Below are 17,943 nucleotides of genomic sequence, written 5' to 3' on the forward strand. Positions count from 1 at the left end.
GAGCCGATCGCCGTCATCGGCGTCGGCTGCCGCTTTCCCGGCGGCGCCGAAGGCCCGGACGCCTACTGGCGGCTGCTGACCGCGGGCCGCGACGCCGTACGCCGCGCCCCCGACGGCCGCTTCGACGACCCGCGCGTGTGGTGGGGCGGCTTCCTGGACGGCGACCCGGCCGGCTTCGACGCGCCGTTCTTCCGGATTCCGCCGCGCGAGGCCAAGGTGATGGACCCGCAGCAGCGGATGTTCCTCGAAGTGGCCTGGGAGGCGCTGGAACACGCGGGCGTCCCTCCGACCTCGCTCGCCGAGTCCCGCACCGGGGTCTTCCTCGGCATGAACTCCACCGACTACGCCCAGATCGTGGGCGGTCATCCCGACAACGTGGACGCCTTCTACGGCACCGGCACCTCCTTCAGCGCCGCGGCCGGCCGTCTGTCGTACCTGCTCGGCATGCGCGGCCCGAGCCTGGCCGTCGACACCGCCTGCTCGTCCTCGCTGGTCGCGGTGCACCTCGCGGTGGCCAGCCTGCGCTCGGGCGAGAGCGACCTCGCGGTCGCCGCAGGCGTCAATCTCATCCTCGGCCCCACCATCCACCGGGCCAGCGACGCCGCCGGGGCCCTCGCGGCCGACGGCCGGTGCAAGACCTTCGACGCCACCGCCGACGGCTACACCCGGGGCGAGGGCTGCGGAGCCGTCATCCTCAAGCCGCTGTCCGCCGCCCGGCGCGACGGCGACCGGGTCCTGGCCCTGATCCTCGGCTCCGCCGTCAACCAGGACGGTGCCAGCAGCGGCTTCACCGCCCCCAACGGTCCCGCGCAGGAGACGCTGCTGCGCGCCGCACTCGCCGACGCCCGCGTCAGCGCCGACGACATGGACTACGTCGAGGCGCACGGCACCGGCACCCCGCTCGGCGACCCGATCGAACTGCGGGCGCTCGGCGCCGCGTTGGCCGGACGGACGACCCAACAGCCCTGCCTGGTCGGCTCGGTGAAGACCAACATCGGCCACCTGGAAGCCGCGTCCGGCATCGCGGGACTCATCAAGACCGTCCTGGCCCTGCGGCACGAGACGGTCCCCGCGCACCTGCACTTCACGCGGCCGAGCCCCGACATCCCCTGGGACGAACTGCCCCTGGACGTCCCGACCGAGGCCCGCCCGTGGGCCCGCGGCGAGCGCCGCAGGGTCGCCGGGGTCAGCGCCTTCGGCTTCAGCGGCACCAACGCGCACATCGTGCTCGCCGAGGCCCCCGCGGCCGACGCCCCCCGTATCCCTGATGTTCCCGACGCCTCCGGCACCTCCGACGCGGACGACGGCGCGGCGCTGACGGACCGCCTCCACGTCCTGCCGCTGTCCGCCGCGTCCCCCGCCGCGCTGCGCGACCGGGCCGCCGCCCTGCGCGTACTGCTCACCGCGGATTCGGACGGCGACGAGCACGGCGCGGAACCGGCCGCCGTGGCGCGGACCCTGGCCGTACACCGCTCCCACCTCGACCACCGGCTGGTCGTCGTGGGCCGCGACCGCGCCGCGCTCGCCGAACGCCTGGCCGCCGTCGCCGAAGGTGACAGTGTTCCCGGCGCCGTCCTCGGCAAGGCCGCCGCACGCGCACGCGGACCCGTCTTCGTCTTCTCCGGCCACGGCTCCTACTGGCCCGTCATGGGCCGCTCCCTGCTGGCCGCCGACCCGGTGTTCCGCGACGCGATCGCGGACTGCGACGCCGCGCTCGCCCGCCACCTGGACTGGTCGGTGCGCGAAGCGCTGGAATCCGCGCGCGAGCCTTCGAACGAACTCGACCAGCAGGTCCTGCTCTTCGCCACCCAGTACGGCCTGACGGCGAGTTGGCGCGCACTGGGCGTCGAGCCCGCCGCCGTGCTCGGCCACAGCATGGGCGAGGTGTCCGCCGCTCTGTGCGCGGGCGCGCTCGACCTGGCGCAGGCCGCGGAGATCATGGTGCGCCGCACCCACCTGCTGCGGTCCCTGGTCGGCCAGGGCGGCATGGCCGTGGTCGGCCTCGACGCCGACCGCACCGAGGACGAACTGACACCGTACGGCGACCGGTTGTGCGTCGCCGTGGTCAACAGCCGACAGTCCACCGTGGTGTCGGGAGAGACGACCGCACTGGAGGAACTGGGCGCCCGAATGCGCGCGCGCAATGTGTTCTTCCGTGCGGTCAACGCCGGCGGCCCGGCCCACAGCCCCTGGGCCGAGCCGCTGCGCGAACAGCTTGTCCACGCCCTGACCGGCCTGACCCCGGCCGCCCCGCGCCTGCCGATGTACTCCTCGGTTGACGGCGCCCCGCTCGCCGCCGGCACACCCCTGGACGCCGCCTACTGGGGCCGCAATCTGCGGCAGACCGTACGGTTCGCCGACGCCGTACGGGCGGCTGCGGCGGACGGACACGACACCTTCGTGGAGTTGTCGGCCCACCCCATCCAACTCGTCCCCATCGAGCAGGAGTTGCGGGCCGCGGGCACCGACGGGCTGTTCGTGCCGTCACTGCTGCGCGATCAGGACGGCCCGGAGTCACTGCTCACCGGGCTCGGCGCCCTGCACGTCGGCGGCCAGGCCGTGGACTGGCGGCGGCCGCACCCCGGGAACGGCCCGCTCGCCGAGATGCCGAGCTACCCGTGGGAGCACAAGCGTTACTGGGTCGACCGGCGCGACGCCGCCCCCACGGCCAAGGGCGCCCACCCGCTGCTGAGCCGCGACGTCCGCACCCCGTCGGGCCGTGTCGTGGAGACGGACCTCGACGCCCGTACGGCCACCAGGCTCGGCGCCGAACCCGTGGGCGCCGCGCTGCGGGTGCCCGGTGCCACCTGGCTGGAGCTGGCCGTCGCCGCGGCCCGGACCGCCTTCGGCCCCGGCCGCCCCGTACGCCTTGAGGAGATCACCCTCGACCGCCATCTGCTGGTCCCGGCCGACGGCTCCGTCACCACCCAACTCGCCCTGGAACGCGCCGCGTCGGGGAACCGGCCGGGCCTGGCGCTCACCTTGTGGGAGCCCGCCACCGACACCGCGCCGCGCCCCCGCCGCCTCCTGTCGGGCCGCGCCCTGCCAGGGCGGGCGCCGACCGGCACCGCCACGGACACCCCGCCGCACCCGCGAGGCCCGGTCGACGAGGCCCTGCGGGCCTGGACGGCCCGGCACGCCACCGGCGACAGCGCGCCGACCCCGGAATCAGCCCGGACCGCAGACGGCCGCATCGAACTCGAACTTCGGCTGCGCCCGGCCACCATGCGCTGGCACCTCGCCCCCGACCTCCTCGAACTCGCCCTGCGCCTGCCCGCGTTCCTGCTGTCCGCCGACCCCGCCGCCCCGTCGCCGCTCCCCGCCTCCCTCGACAGCCTCACCCTGTACGCGGCCCCCGACGACCGCGTTCTCGTCACCGCCACCCTGCGCCCCGACACCGCGGGCGACCCGACCGCCGACATCCGCCTCACCACCCCCGAGGGCCGACCGCTCGCCGAGATCACCGGCCTGCGCCTCGCCCCGCCGCGAGGCCGTGTCCTCAACCAGGAGGAGACCGCGCGCCTGGCCGCCAGCTTGTACGTACTCGGCTGGCAGGACCGCCCGCTGACGGTCGATCAGCCCGAGCGGCGGCCGGCCGATACCTCAGCCCGGCTCGAAACCGGCACGGCGCGAAGCGGCTTGAGCGCCCACGTCCCGGCCCAGCGGGACGGCCTCGGCGCATCGCGGACCGACGACGACCCGTCCACAACGGCCGGGGGAGCGGGTGCGCCCCCGACCGGGCCCGTCACCGTCGTCCTCGCCGACCGCGGCGGTGTCGCCGAAGAACTGGCGCGGGCACTGGCCGCACAAGGTCGGCCTACGACCCTGCTGGCGGCCGACGGCGAGCCCGACGCCGTACGGCAGCGACTCGCCGACGCGCTGCGGGAGTTGCGCACCGGGCCCGGCTGCCGGGACGTCGTGCACCTCGGGGCGCTGGACCTGCCGGAGCGCGAGGAGCCCGACCCCCTCGCCGTGGCCGACGCGTGCGCGGGGGTGACGGCGGTCGCCTCCGTGACGGCGGCCGTCGGCAGCGGCGCACGCGTGCTGTACGTGACGCGGGGCGCGGTCGCGGTGGACGAGCTGGAACTGCCCGCCGCCGCTCAGGCCCCGCTGCGGCAGTCCGCGATCGTCTCCGGCGTGGAACGTCCGACCGCCTGGGGCGCCGCGCTCGACCTGGACCCGCTGTCCTCGGGCGCCGAGGAGGACGCGGCGGCCGTCGTGGCGGAACTGCTCGCCCATGGCGGTGACCGTGCCGGAGGCGAGGACGTCGAGGACCAGATCGCGCTGCGCGCCGGGCGCAGGCTCACCGCCCGGGTGCTGCGCGCCCCGGCCCCGCCGCCGCTGTTCGAGCCGGTCGAGCTGGCCGCCGACCGCTGCTATCTGGTGGCGGGCGCGGAAGGCCCGCTGCCCGACCGGGTGGCCGCCTGGCTGACCGCGCGCGGCGCGGGCCGCACGCTGGTCGTGCCCCGCGTGGAGGACGCCAAGCAGGCGACCCGGCTGATCGAGGACGAGGCCGCCGCCGGACATCCCGTCGCGGGCGTGATCTGGCTCGGCGTCGGCTGGAATCTGCCGATCGACCAGGAACCGACCGCCGCCGCGATCGCCGAGGCGGTCGAGGACCGCGCCCGCGGCGCGTGGCTGCTGCACCAAGCAGCGCTCGACACGCGTACCGACCTGGACCTCTTCCAGGTGTGGGGCACCGTGGCGTCGGCCTGGGCGGCGATCGGGGCGGGCGTGCAGGCTCCGGTCGACGCGCTGCTCACCGCCCTCGCCGGGCACCGGCGCGCCCTGGGCCTGCCGGTCAGCGGGATCGCCTGGGCGCCCTGGCTCGACGTGGACCTGCTGGACCGCGACAGCGCGAACCGGCTGACGCGCAGCGGCATGCGCCCGCTCCCGCCCGGCATCGCGATCGAACTGCTCGACCGGATCACCGCCGCGGGCCTGACCGGCGCCGCCGCAGCCGACGCCGACTGGGGCCTGCTGCTGCCGCTCTACCAACAGGCCCGCCCCTGGCCGCTCTTCGACGCGCTGGCCGCCGAGGCCGCGGCTGCCCCCGGCGACTCCGGCGCGCTGCTGGACAAGCTGCGCTCACTGCCCGACGCGGCGCGCGGCGACCTGCTGCTGGAGTGCGTCCTGGAGGAGGTCGCGGTGGTGCTCGGCCTGGAGGGACCCGGCGAACTGGAGCCCCGGCAGGGCTTCTTCGAGCTGGGCCTGAACTCCATCACGGCGCTGGAGATGAAGGTACGGCTGGAGCGCCGCTTCGGCAGCGCGCTCCCCGCGACCCTCGCCTTCGAATACCCGACGGGCGACGCCGTGGCCGGATTCCTCGCCGCCGAAGTGGTCGGCGGATCGGACGACGAGCGGTCTCACGCGCCGCAGCCCGCCGCCGACAGCGTCACCCGTACCGAACGCGCCGAATACGCCGGACACGCCGAAAGCACCGAAGGCGCCGCCGAGAACGCCACCGTCACCGGCGACCTCACCGATGAAGACGACTACGACGACCCCGACGACGCGTACCTCTTCGCCCGTCTGGACGCCGAAGTCGCCGCCGTGAACGCCCTCATCGAGGGAGACAAGCGATGAATCAGCCCACCGACGGTGCCGGACCCCGCACATCGGAGCGCGCACCGGACCAACGGTCCCGCCTCGCCCAGGCGTTGGAGACCATCGGGCGGCTGCGCACGATGGTCGAGGACCAACGGGCAGCGCTGCACAGCCCGGTGGCCGTCATCGGCGTCGGCTGCCGCTTCCCCGGCGGCGCCGACTCGCCCGAGCGCATGTGGGACCTGCTGCGCGACGGCGTGGACGCCATCGGCCCCTTCCCGCACGACCGTTGGGACACCGACCCGTACTACGACCCCGACCCCGAGGCGCCCGCGAAGGCGTACGTCGTGGAAGGCGGCTTCCTGGACAGCGCCGACACCTTCGACGCGCAGCTCTTCGGGATCGCGCCGGGCGAGGCACTCGGAATGGACCCCCAGCAGCGGATCGCGCTCGAAGTCGCGTGGGAGGCGCTGGAGCGGGCCGGCATCCCGCACGACTCGCTGGACGGCTCCCGCACCGGCGTCTACATCGGCGCGAGCACCAGCGACTACGTACGATTGAGGCAGCAGTACGGCGACCCGGCCGCGATCGACGGCTACCAACTCCTCGGCGAGAACAGCTTCATCGCCGGACGCATCGCGCACACCTTCGGCCTGCGCGGACCCGCGCAGGTCGTCGACACCGCCTGCTCCTCCTCACTGGTCGCCGTCCACCAGGCGTGCCAGGCTCTGCGCCTGGGCGAGACCGATCTGGCACTGGCGGGCGGGGTCAACGTGATCCTGTCCCCGTACGGGTTCGTGCTGGTCAGCAAGGCCGGGGCGGTCTCGCCCGACGCCCGCTGCAAGGCGTTCGACGCCTCCGCCGACGGCTACGCACGTGGCGAGGGCTGCGGCCTGGTGGTGCTCAAGCGGCTCGCCGACGCGGTGGCCGACGGCGACCGGGTGCTCGCCGTCGTCCGGGGCAGCGCCGTCAACCACGACGGCCACGCCAGCGGCATCTCCGTACCCAGCGGCAAGGCGCAGCAGGAGGTCATCCGCGCGGCCCTCGCCGACGCGGGAGTGTCCGCCGACCGGATCGGCTACGTCGAGGCGCACGGCACCGGCACCGCGCTCGGCGACCCCATCGAACTGCGCAGTCTGGAGACCGTCCTCGGCGCCGGCCGGTCTGCGGAGCGCCCGGTCTACGTCGGGTCGGTGAAGACCAACGTCGGCCACCTGGAGGCGGCCGCGGGCATCGCCGGGCTGATCAAGAGCGTGCTGGCCGTCGGCCACGGCGAGATCCCGGCGAGCCTGCACTTCCGGACGCCCAACCCCAACGTCGACTGGGACGCGCTGCACCTGCGGGTCGCCGCCGAGCACACCCCGTGGCCGTCCGACGGGCAGCCGCGCACCGCGGGCCTCAGCTCCTTCGGCGCCAGCGGCACCAATGTCCACCTCGTCATCGAGGAACCGCCCGCCATGACCACCGAGCAGCCCGAGCGGAACCCGCAGCCGTGGCGGCAGGCGGAAGTCTTCGTCGCGTCGGCCCGCAGTGAACCTGCGCTGCGTGAACTCTCTTTGCGCTGGGCCGACTTCCTGCGCGCCAACCCGGCGACCCCGCTGGACTCTGTGGCCCGGACCATCGCCGCCGGCCGCTCACCGCAGCAGGTCCGCGCCGCCTTCACCGCCCGCGACACCGCCTCGCTCGCCGACCGGCTGCACGACTTCGGGATCGGCGAAGGCGGCCCCGCCCCCCGCCGCGCCCAGGCCGCGCACCGCGTGAAGACCGCCTTCATGTTCACCGGCCAGGGCGCTCAGTTCGCAGGCATGGGACGGGAGTTGTACGAGGCCGAGCCGGTGTTCCGGCGGGCTCTGGAGCGCTGCGCCGAGATCGTCGACCCGGTTCTCGACCGACCGCTGCTGGAGGTCGTCCACCCAGGCGAGCCCGACGGCTCGCTCGACAGGACCGGCTACACCCAACCCGCCCTGTTCGCCGTCGAATTCGCGCTCGCCGAACTGTGGGCGTCCTGGGGCGTCCGCCCGGCCGCCGTGATCGGCCACAGCGTCGGCGAATACGCGGCGGCGTGCGTCGCCGGAGCGGTGGACCTGGAGGACGCGCTCGGGCTGATCGCCCTGCGCGCCCGGCTGATGGAGTCGGTGACCGCGCCCGGCGCGATGCTCGCCGTACAACTGGACGCGCACGCCGCCGAGCGGGCCATCGGCTCACGCACCGGCCTGGTCGCCGTCGCCGCCGTCAACGGGCCCCGGGACACGGTCCTTTCCGGCGCCGCCGACGCCATCGCGGAGATCCGGGCGGAGTTGGCCCGCGACGGTGTGACCGCCAAACCGCTGACCGTCTCGCACGCCTTCCACTCGCCGCTGCTCGACCCGGTCCTCGCCCCGCTGGAGGAGGCGGCGGCGAAGATCACCTTCCATGAGCCGCGCATCCCGCTGATCTCCAACCTCACCGGCCTGCCGCTGGACCGCGCCACCCTCGCGGACCCCGGCTACTGGGCCCGGCACGCCCGGCAGCCCGTCCGCTTCCACGACGGCGTGCTCGCGCTGCGCGAGACCGGCGTCGGCGCCTTCGTGGAGATCGGCCCCGGCCGGACCCTGCTCGGCCTGGCCGCCCGCACCCTGCCCGACCCCGGCCTGCTGTGGCTGCCGTCCCTGCGGCGCGGCCGGCCCGAGGCCGAGCAGGTGCTGGGGAGCCTGGGCGCGCTGCACGCCTGGGGCGTACCCGTCGACTGGTCGCGGGTGCACCCGGCCACCGCCGACCGGCACGTGCCGCTGCCCACGTACGCCTTCCAGCGGCTGCGGCTGAACTTCCCGCTGGCCGACGACACCTCGCCGGTACTGCCGGGACCCGGCGGGGCGGTCGCGGACCCGGAAGCCGGGGAGTACCCGCAGTACGCGGTCGAATGGCGCCGGTCGCCGCGCGCGGGCCGCGCCGCGGATCCGGCCGGGCGCACCCTGTTGTTCACCGACACCACGGGGGTCGGTGAGCGGCTGGCGGCGGAGCTGTCCGCGCTCGGCGGGGAGTGCGTGCTCGCCAGGATCGGTGACGACCCGGCCGGTCCGCCGGGCGTCCGGAGCGTCCCCGCGGGCGATCCCGCCGCGCTGCGTACGCTGCTGGCCGACGTCGGCCCGGTCGACCGGATCGTGCACCTGGCGGCCCTCGACGCGCCCGGCGGCGACAAGACCACCGCCGAGGACCTGGCACGGGCCCGTGTGACAGGACCCGAGACCGTGGTGCACCTGATCCAGGCGCTCGCCGAAGGAGCCGCCCAGGCGCCCACCGGCTCCGCCCCCGAAGCCGCAACCCCCGAAGCCGCAACCGCCGGGGCCGCAACCGCCGGGGCCGCCACAGCCGGGGCCCGGCCGCCCCGGCTGTGGCTGGTCACCCGCGGCGCGCAGGCCACCGGCGAGGAGGAGGTCCCCGAGGGCCTGGCGGGATCGCTGCTCACCGGCCTTGCCAAGGTCGTCTCCCTGGAACACGCCGACCTGTGGGGCGGGGCCGTCGACCTGGACCCGCAAGGAGGCGCGGCCGACAGCGGCGCCGCGGAACTGGCCGAGGAACTGCTCCTCGGCGACGAGGACGACGAGGTCGCCTACCGCGGCGGAGCCCGCCTCGTCCCCCGCCTGATCCGCTCCGGCCCCCCGGCCGACGACGCCCCGCGCCTCCAAGTGACCGGCGACGGAAGCTACTTGATTACCGGCGGCCTCGGCGGCCTCGGGCTGACGCTGGCCGAGTGGCTGGTCGGCCTCGGCGCCCGGCACCTGGTCCTCACCGGCCGCGCGGGCCTGCCCCCGCGCGGGAGCTGGGACGATCCGGCGCTCCCCGCGCCCGTCGCCGAGCGGGTCGCCGCGATCCGCGCCCTGGAGACCCACGGTGCGCGGGTGACCGTCGCCGCCGCCGACGTGGGCGACGAGGCGGCCATGTCCGCGGTGCTCGCGGACATCGCCGGCAGCGGGCAGCCGCTGCGCGGCGTCATCCACGCGGCGGGCCTGGCCGGGGCGCAGAACATCGCGGAGGCCGACCCCGAGTCGCTGCACGCCGTGCTGCTGCCCAAGGTCGAGGGAGCCTGGACGCTGCACCGGCTGCTGGACGGCACGCCGCTGGACTTCTTCCTGCTGATGTCGTCCATCGCCTCCGTGTGGGGCTCCGCGCACCTGGGCGCGTACGCCTGCGCCAACCGCTTCCTCGACGCGCTCGCCGCCTACCGGCGCGGCACCGGCGCCACCGCGCTCAGCGTGAGCTGGGGCCCCTGGCGGGTGGCCAGCGGCCTGGGCGGCGACGAGCTGATGGCCCGTCTGGAGGCCCTGGGACTACGGGCGATCGACCCGGAGACCGGGCTGCGGCACCTGGGCCCGCTGCTCGCCTCCGACGCCGCGCACGCCGTGGTCTCCGGCGCCGACTGGACGACGCTCGGCCCGCTGCTGGAATCGCGCCGCGCCCGCCCGCTGCTGACCGAGGTCCGCGCCGACAGTGCCGGTCCCGGCCAGGGCCAGGGCCCGTCCGAACACCTGCGGACGGTCCTGGACGCGCCCGCCGACCAGCGCGAACCGCTGCTCGACGGCTACGTCAGAACGGTCCTCGCCGACCACCTCGGCGTCGCGCTCACCGAGATCACCGACGACATCAGCCTGCTCGACCTGGGACTGGACTCGCTGGGGGTGACGCAGGTCATCGCCCGCTACCGCGCCGACCTGGCCCTGCGCCTGGAACCCCGTCCCTTCTTCGAGGAACCGGCCGTCCACTGGGCACGGCTGCTCGCCGCCGAGGTCGCCCGTCAGCACTGACCCACCGATCCGGCTGCACCGGCCGAAGCCCCAGGACACACCGCCGTATCCCAGGAGGTCGCAGATGAACACCCGCCACGACGTAGCCATTCTCGGCGCAGGCATCGCCGGTTCGATCCTGGGCGCCGTACTCGCCCGCAACGGCGCCAAGGTGCTGCTGCTGGACGCCGGCACCCACCCGCGGTTCGCCATCGGGGAGTCCACCATCCCCTACACCTCGGTGCTGATGAAGGTCGTCGCCGCCCGCTACGACGTGCCGGAGATCGCCCACCTCGCCAGCTTCCAGAGCGTACGCAAGCACGTGACCGGGGCCTGCGGCGTCAAGCGCAACTTCGGCTTCGTCTACCAGCGCGAGGGCCAGGCCCAACGGCCCGACGAGGTCAACCAGTTCGTCATCCCGAAGATGCTGCACACCGAGAACCACCTCTACCGCCAGGACATCGACGCCTACATGGCGTACACCGCCGCCTCCTACGGCGCGGTCCTGCGGCAGCAGACCCGCATCCAGGACGTCGACATCGACGGCTCGGGCGTCACCTTGACCACCGACCGCGGCGAGACCTTCCAGGCCCGCTACGTGGTCGACGCCAGCGGCCACCGCTCCCCGGTCGCCGAGCACTTCGGACTGCGCGAACAGCCCACCCGCTTCAAGCACCACTCACGCTCGCTGTTCACGCACATGGTGGGCGTCACCCCGTACGACGACGTCATGCGCAACCCGTCGCAGTACGGCAACCCCAGCCCGTGGCACCAGGGAACCCTGCACCACGTCTTCGACGGCGGCTGGCTGTGGGTGATCCCCTTCGACAACAACAAGGGCGGCACCAACCGGCTGTGCAGCGTCGGCCTCACCCTGGACCCGCGCCGCCACCCGCGGCCCGACGGCCCGCCGCAGCAGGAATTCGACGAGTTCCTCAGCCGGTTCCCCGACATCGCACCGCAGTTCAAGAACGCCCGCCCGGTCCGCGAGTGGGTCTCCACCGGCCGCTTGCAGTACTCGACCACCAGCACCGTCGGCGACCGCTTCTGCATCACCGCGCACGCCGCCGGATTCATCGACGCGCTCTACTCCCGCGGCCTGACCAACACCCTCGAAGTCGTCAACGTCCTGGGCTACCGGCTGCTCGACGCGATCCGCGACGACGACTTCTCCCGCGAACGCTTCGCCTTCGTCGAGCAGTTGGAGCAGGGCCTGCTCAGCGCCAACGACGACCTGGTCAACAGCTCCTTCATCGCCTTCCGCGACTACGGGATGTGGAACGCGGTCTTCAGGACCTGGGCGATCTCCACCGTGCTCGGCACCTTCCACCTCGAAGGCGTCTACGACCGGCTGCGGCGCGGCGGCGACACCGGGCCGCTGCGCGAGATGGAGCACTCCAAGTACCTCGGCTCGCCCTTCCCCACCCACGACGGCTGCAACGAACTGCTGCGCCACACCACCGCCGTCAGCGAGCAGGTGGAGAACGGCACCATCACACCGCAGGAGGCGACCAGGCGGCTGTTCGCACAGCTCTCCGCCGCCGACTTCATCCCGCCGCCGCTGGGCCTCGACAAGCCGGGCAACCACTTCTTCCACGCGACCCCGGCACGCATGGCGCGCACCGTCGCCTGGGCCCGGACCAAGGCACCCGCCGACATCGCGGGCACGGTGACCCACGCCATGCGCGGCTTCGCCATGGAACGCGTCGCGCACGGCGGCTGAACCTCCCCGTACCCGATGCAGCACCCGACCCCGAACAGGTGATGGGCACCATGAGAACCGACCCCGACCACATCGGAGACGACCGGCGTGACCCGGACGTCACCGTCCTGGGCACCGGGATCACGGCCACCTCGCTGGCCGTGATCCTCGCCCGGCACGGCCTGCGCGTCCTGCTGCTCGGCGAGCACGACACGTCCGGCAGCGAGCCGGGTGAGATGACGCTGCCGTGCACCTCGTTCCTCTACGAGGTGATCGCCGAGCGCTTCCGGGTGCCGGAGATCGCGCTGCTCGCCGACGCGGGACGGGTCGGGCGCGAACTGTCGTACAACTGCGGCGTGCAGCGCACCCTCGGCTTCGTGCACCACCACGAGGGCGCCGGGCACCGGCGGGCCGACTCCCTCCAGTTCAACATCCCCTCGGAACACGGCGAGAGCCGCTTCTACCGGCCCGACCTGGACGCCTGGATGCTCGCCGCGGCCGTCGGGTACGGCGCCCGGGTACGGCAGCGGGTCCGGGTCGACAAGGCCGTCGCCGAGGACGACCGGGTACGCCTGACCCTGACCTCGGGCGAGGAGATACGCACCGGCTTCGTGGTCGACACCGGCGGCCCCGACTCGGCCGTGGCACGCGCGCTCGGCGCCGAGCGGGTCTGCGGGGGCACCGGCACGCGGGTGATCGGCGCGCACGCCGTCGGCGTACGGCCGTACGAGCGGGTGGCGCCGGTCCTCAAGGGCTCGCACCCCTGGTCGCAGGGCACCTTGCACCATGTCTTCGACGGCGGCTGGATACAGGTCGGCCACTTCCGCAACGGCTCGGGCACACCGGCCGGCTCCGCGCTCGCCACCGTCACCCTGTCGCTGGACGCCGCCCGCTTCCCGGAGCGGGAGACCGACGGCTGGGCGGAGATCCTCGCCCGCGCCGCCCGCCACCCGGCCGTTGCCGCCCAACTCGCCGACGCCCAGCCGATGTTCTGCTGGACGGCCGACTCCGGCCAGTGGCACGCCTCGCGCACCGCGGGCGACCGCATGCTGCTGCTCGATGGTTCCGCGCTCGGCGGCGACCCGGTACTCGGCCGCGACCTCTACACCTCCGCCCAACTCGTCTACTGCGCCGCCTCCGACATCCTCGCCGCGGCCAGGGACGACGACTGGTCGGCGGGCCGCTTCCGCTATCTGGAGCGGTTGCAGCACGGCATGGCGGACCGTCAGGACCGCCTGGTGGAAGCCGCGTTGACCGCCAGCTCGCACCCCGCGCTGTGGAGCGCGACCGCCAGGGTCTGGCTGCTCGGCACCATGTTCGACGCGCTCTCCCTCAAGCGCAGCGCCAAGACGATGGCGTCGGGCGCCGCAGAGGCGGCCCTCACCTCGCTGCGCGCCGACCCCGCCACGGGCGTCTGCCACGAGACGCTGCCGGAATACCGCGAGCTGCTCGACTTCACCCTCGCCGCCTGCCGCGACACCGCCGAAGGCCGCGCCACCGCCCGCCAGAGCGCCGACCGGATCTTCGTACGCCTGCGGAACGAACCGATGGTGCCGCCGATCTACGGCTTCGGCGACCCCACCGACCGCGAGTACGTCCTCACCACCCCGCAACGGGTGCGCACCCTGCTGTGGGCGCGCAAGGAAGCACCACCGGGAGTGCTGCGCCTGGTGCGGCCCTACGGCGCGCGCGGCGGCGGAAAAGACCTCGGCCATGACGACTGACCAGGAACAGGACATCCGACGCAGACTCGCCCACCTGGGGATCGTGGACATGGAAGCAGACACCGGAACCAAGAGGTTCCCCGCCCAGGCCCTGCCGCCGGAGCCTTCCGCCATGCGCCAGGTGTGCGGGCACTTCACCACCGGCATCACCGTCGTCACCAGCGTGATCGACGGGCAATGGGTCGGCGCCACCGTCAACTCCTTCACCTCCGTCTCGCTGGAACCGCCCCTGGTGCTGTTCTGCCTGCGGCACGACTCCCGGCTGCTGGCCGCCGTCCGCGCCACCGGTACCTTCGCCGTCAGCATCCTCGGCGCGGCACAGGGCCCGGTCGCCATGGGCTTCGCCGCGGCGGGACCGACCCGCTTCGACGGGCTTGACTGCCTCAGCGGCAGCGGCGGCGCGCCCATCCTGCGCGACGCCATCGGCTACCTGGAGTGCAAGGTCGCCGACGAGTACCACGGCGGTGACCACCGGATCGTGGTCGGCGCCGTCACCTCGCTCGGCACGCTGGAGGACGACGGCCCGCTCACCTTCTACCGCGGACGGCTCGCCCGGCTGGACAAGGAGCGCTGACCATGAGCATCGACCTGACGCGACAGCCCGTCGCCGAGGCCGTGCCCCCGTACCCCGACCCTTCCGCGCCGCTCGACCTGCGCACCCTGCCCGAGGTGCGCACCCTGGTGGACGCGCTGCGGCTGCGCGCCGCGACGCGGCCGGACGACACCGCCTTCGTCTTCCTGCGTGACGGCGAGGAGCCGGAGGACCCGCTGACCTACGGCGCCCTCGACGCCGACGCCCGGCGGCACGCCGCCGCGCTCACCGCGGCGGGACTCGCCGGCCGCAACGCCGTACTGCTCTACCCCTCAGGATTCGATTTCGTCCGCGCCCTGCTCGGCTGCATGTACGCGGGCATCGCCGCGGCGCCCGTCCAGGTGCCCGGCCGGGTCAGCGGACTCCAGCGGCTGCGCGGCATCGCGGACGACGCGGACACCCACGCCGTCCTCACCACGGCCGCCGTGGCACGCGAGCTGCGGGAGCGGTTCGCCGGCCGCCCGGAGCTGACCGGCCTGACGCTGATCCCCACCGACGAACTGCCCGCGGACGCCGCTGGGGACACGGACGCGGCTACGGATACGGCCACGGACCCGGAGCGGTGGCGCGGCACCCTGCCGGGACCGGGCGACACCGCGCTGCTCCAGTACACCTCGGGGTCGACCGGCGATCCCAAGGGCGTGATGGTCACCCACGCCAACTTCATAGCCAACGCGCGGGAGACCGACGACCTGTGGCCCTGCGGCCCCGGCGCCACCGTGGTGTCCTGGCTGCCGCTCTTCCACGACATGGGCATGCTGTTCGGCATCGTGCTGCCGCTGTGGGCGGGACCGACCTCGTATCTGATGACGCCCGAGGCGTTCATCCGCCGCCCGGCCCGCTGGCTGGAGGCGATCTCGCGGTTCCGCGGCACGCACGCCGCCGCGCCCGGCTTCGCGTACGACCTGTGCGTGTCAGCCGCCGCGGAAGGCCGGATCGGCCCCGGCCTCGACCTGTCCAGTTGGCAGGTCGCGGGCAACGGCGCGGAACCGGTGCGCTGGCGGACCATCGAGAACTTCGCCGCCGCCTTCGCCCCCGCGCGCTTCGACCCGCGCGCGATGTGCCCCGGTTACGGGCTCGCCGAGAACACCCTGAAGGCCACCGGCGACCGGGTCGACCGGGAACCCGCCGCCCTGTGGGTCTGCGACGACGCGCTGCGGGACGGCGTGGTCCGGCGGGTCGACGCCGACGCGCCCGGCGCCGTAGCGATCGTCGGCTGCGGCGCGCCGGAGCCCGGGACCCGGATCAGGATCGTGGACCCCGCGACCCTGAATCCGCTGCCCGACGGCCGCGTCGGCGAGATCTGGATCAACGGGCCGTGCGTGGCGGCCGGCTACTGGGGCCGCCCGGAGGCGAGCAAGGAGACCTTCTGGGCCCGCACCGCCCCCGCCGCCGACGACAGCCACGAATACCTGCGCACCGGCGACCTCGGCTTCCTCCACGACGGCACCCTGTACATCAACGGGCGGCTCAAGGACCTCGTCATCCGCTCGGGCCGCAACCACTACCCGCAGGACATCGAACTGTCCGCCGAGACCGCGGCCCCCGGCCTGCGTCCCAACTGCGCGGCGGCCTTCTCCGTGGACGACGGCAGCACCGAGAAACTGGTCGTCGTCGTGGAGGCCGACGGCCGGACCCTGCGCGAGACCGGTACGGATCGGCTGCACAGGCTTGTACGCGAGGCGGTCTGGGACAATCATCGGCTGGAGGCGGACGACGTACTGCTGGTGCGGCGCGGCACTCTGCCCAAGACCTCCAGCGGCAAGGTGCGACGCCGCGCCTGCCGACAGCTCTACACGGACGGATCGCTGGCCGACGCCGTCGTACGAAGCGGCTGACGTCCGGGCCCCGCGACGCCCGCACGGCCAGGTCATGACGCACCGAGGAGACACCGTGTCCGCAAGCCCAGGAAGAGGAACCACCGCCGAGCGGCTGTCCGAACTCACCCGCAGGCGGGCCGAGTCGGCGCGGCTGGCGACCGACGCACCGGCCGTCGCGCGCCAGCACGACAAGGGCAAGCTCACCGCCCGCGAACGCATCGACGCCCTGGTCGACCCGGGCAGCTTCGTCGAACTGGACGCCATGGCCAGGCACCGCTGCCACGACTTCGGCATGGACGGCCAGCGCCCGCTCGGCGACGGCGTGATCACCGGATACGCCACGATCGACGGCCGCAGGGTCTGCCTGTTCGCCCAGGACTTCACCGTCTTCGGCGGCAGCCTCGGCGAGGTCTACGGCGAGAAGATCCTCAAGGTGATGGACCTGGCGCTGCGCACCGGCTGCCCCATCATCGGCATCAACGACTCGGGCGGCGCCCGCATCCAGGAAGGCGTGGTCTCCCTCGCCCTGTACGCCGAACTGGTCAAGCGGCACGTCCAGGCGTCCGGTGTCATCCCGCAGATCTCCCTGATGACCGGCCCCTGCGCGGGCGGCGCCGTCTACGCCCCGGCGATCACCGACTTCATCGTCATGGTCGAGGGCATCTCCCACATGTTCGTCACCGGACCCGAAGTGCTGAAGACGGTGACCGGCCACCAGATCGACCGCGAGGAACTGGGCGGCGGCTATAGCCACAACGCCGTCTCGGGCAACGCCCACCACCTCGCGCGCGACGAGAAGGAGGCGTTCGAGTACGTCCGCCTGCTCCTCGGCTACCTCCCGTCGAACAACATGGACGACGCACCCGACTACGAGGTACGCGCCGCCGAGGAGTTCACCGCCGCCGACCTCGCGCTCGACGAGCTGATCCCCGACGAGGCCAACCGGCCCTACGACATGCACCAGGTGATCCACACCGTCCTCGACGACGGCGAGCTCCTCGAAACCCAGGAACTGTTCGCCCGCAACATCATCTGCGGCTTCGGCCGCGTGGAGGGCCGCAGCGTCGGCGTGGTCGCCAACCAGCCCTCGCACATGGCCGGGGCGCTCGACATCGACGCCAGCGAGAAGGCCGCCCGCTTCATCCGCACCTGCGACGCCTTCCACATTCCCGTCCTGACCTTCGTGGACGTCCCCGGCTTCCTTCCGGGCCTGGAACAGGAACGCGGCGGCATCATCCGGCGCGGCGCCAAACTGATCTACGCCTACGCCGAGGCCACCGTCCCCATGGTCACGGTCGTCACCCGCAAGGCGTACGGCGGCGGGTACGGCGTCATGGGCTCCAAGCACCTCGGCACCGACGTCAACCTCGCCTGGCCCACCGCCGAGATCGCCGTCATGGGCGGCGAGAGCGCGGTCACCGTCCTGCACCGCCGCGCCGTCGAGCAGGCCGAGGACCCGGCCGCCGAGCGCGACCGGCTGCGCGCCGAGTACGAACAGGCGCTGTGCAATCCGTACGTCGCCGCCGAGCGGGGCTACGTGGACGCGGTGATCATGCCGCACGAGACCCGTCGGCACGTGGCCCAGGCGCTACGGGCGCTCGCCGACAAGCGGGTGACGCGGCTGCCGCGCAAGCACGGGAACATCCCGCTGTGAGCGGCCCGCGCGACCCCGACATCCGGGTGGTGCGGGGCGAGCCCACCGCGGAGGAGCTGGCCGCGCTGCTCGCGGTGTGGGCCGGCGCCGGAGCCGTTGCCGGTGACGAGCCCGCGGTCCGGCGGTCGTCCTCGCGTCGATCGT

8 protein-coding genes are annotated in these 17,943 nt (G+C 73.8%); all 8 read left to right on the forward strand.

Features of this window, described 5'->3' with window-relative positions; genetic code table 11:
- On the forward strand, positions 1-5,586 hold a 5,586-nt coding region (locus BGM09_RS07730; RefSeq protein ID WP_188280699.1), incomplete at its 5' end, for a type I polyketide synthase.
- Positions 5,583-10,328, forward strand: coding sequence for a type I polyketide synthase (locus BGM09_RS07735; RefSeq protein ID WP_188280700.1), 4,746 nt, complete (start codon positions 5,583-5,585; stop codon positions 10,326-10,328). The genes BGM09_RS07730 and BGM09_RS07735, both read left to right, overlap by 4 nt.
- A 64-nt stretch (positions 10,329-10,392) precedes the next feature.
- Complete coding sequence (locus BGM09_RS07740) at positions 10,393-12,030, forward strand: NAD(P)/FAD-dependent oxidoreductase (RefSeq protein ID WP_188280701.1); 1,638 nt, start codon at positions 10,393-10,395, stop codon at positions 12,028-12,030.
- Positions 12,031-12,080: 50 nt separating this feature from the next.
- Positions 12,081-13,733, forward strand: a complete 1,653-nt coding sequence (locus BGM09_RS07745; protein ID WP_188280702.1) for an NAD(P)/FAD-dependent oxidoreductase — start codon at positions 12,081-12,083, stop codon at positions 13,731-13,733.
- Positions 13,723-14,307, forward strand: a complete 585-nt coding sequence (locus BGM09_RS07750; RefSeq protein WP_188280703.1) for a flavin reductase family protein — start codon at positions 13,723-13,725, stop codon at positions 14,305-14,307. The genes BGM09_RS07745 and BGM09_RS07750 overlap by 11 nt, the downstream gene beginning before the upstream one ends.
- A 2-nt stretch (positions 14,308-14,309) precedes the next feature.
- The gene (locus tag BGM09_RS07755) at positions 14,310-16,163 is read left to right on the forward strand and encodes a fatty acyl-AMP ligase (protein WP_188280704.1); all 1,854 of its coding nucleotides are present in this window, start codon (positions 14,310-14,312) and stop codon (positions 16,161-16,163) included.
- 34 nt (positions 16,164-16,197) lie between these two features.
- The gene (locus tag BGM09_RS07760) at positions 16,198-17,799 is read left to right on the forward strand and encodes an acyl-CoA carboxylase subunit beta (protein ID WP_188280705.1); all 1,602 of its coding nucleotides are present in this window, start codon (positions 16,198-16,200) and stop codon (positions 17,797-17,799) included.
- Between the two features lie 26 nt (positions 17,800-17,825).
- Positions 17,826-17,943 (forward strand): acyl-CoA carboxylase epsilon subunit (locus BGM09_RS07765; RefSeq protein ID WP_317452586.1); only part of this gene is annotated, 118 nt, incomplete at its 3' end.

Origin of the sequence: Streptomyces sp. CBMA29, assembly GCF_014596445.1 — a bacterium.
GTDB lineage: Bacteria > Actinomycetota > Actinomycetes > Streptomycetales > Streptomycetaceae > Actinacidiphila.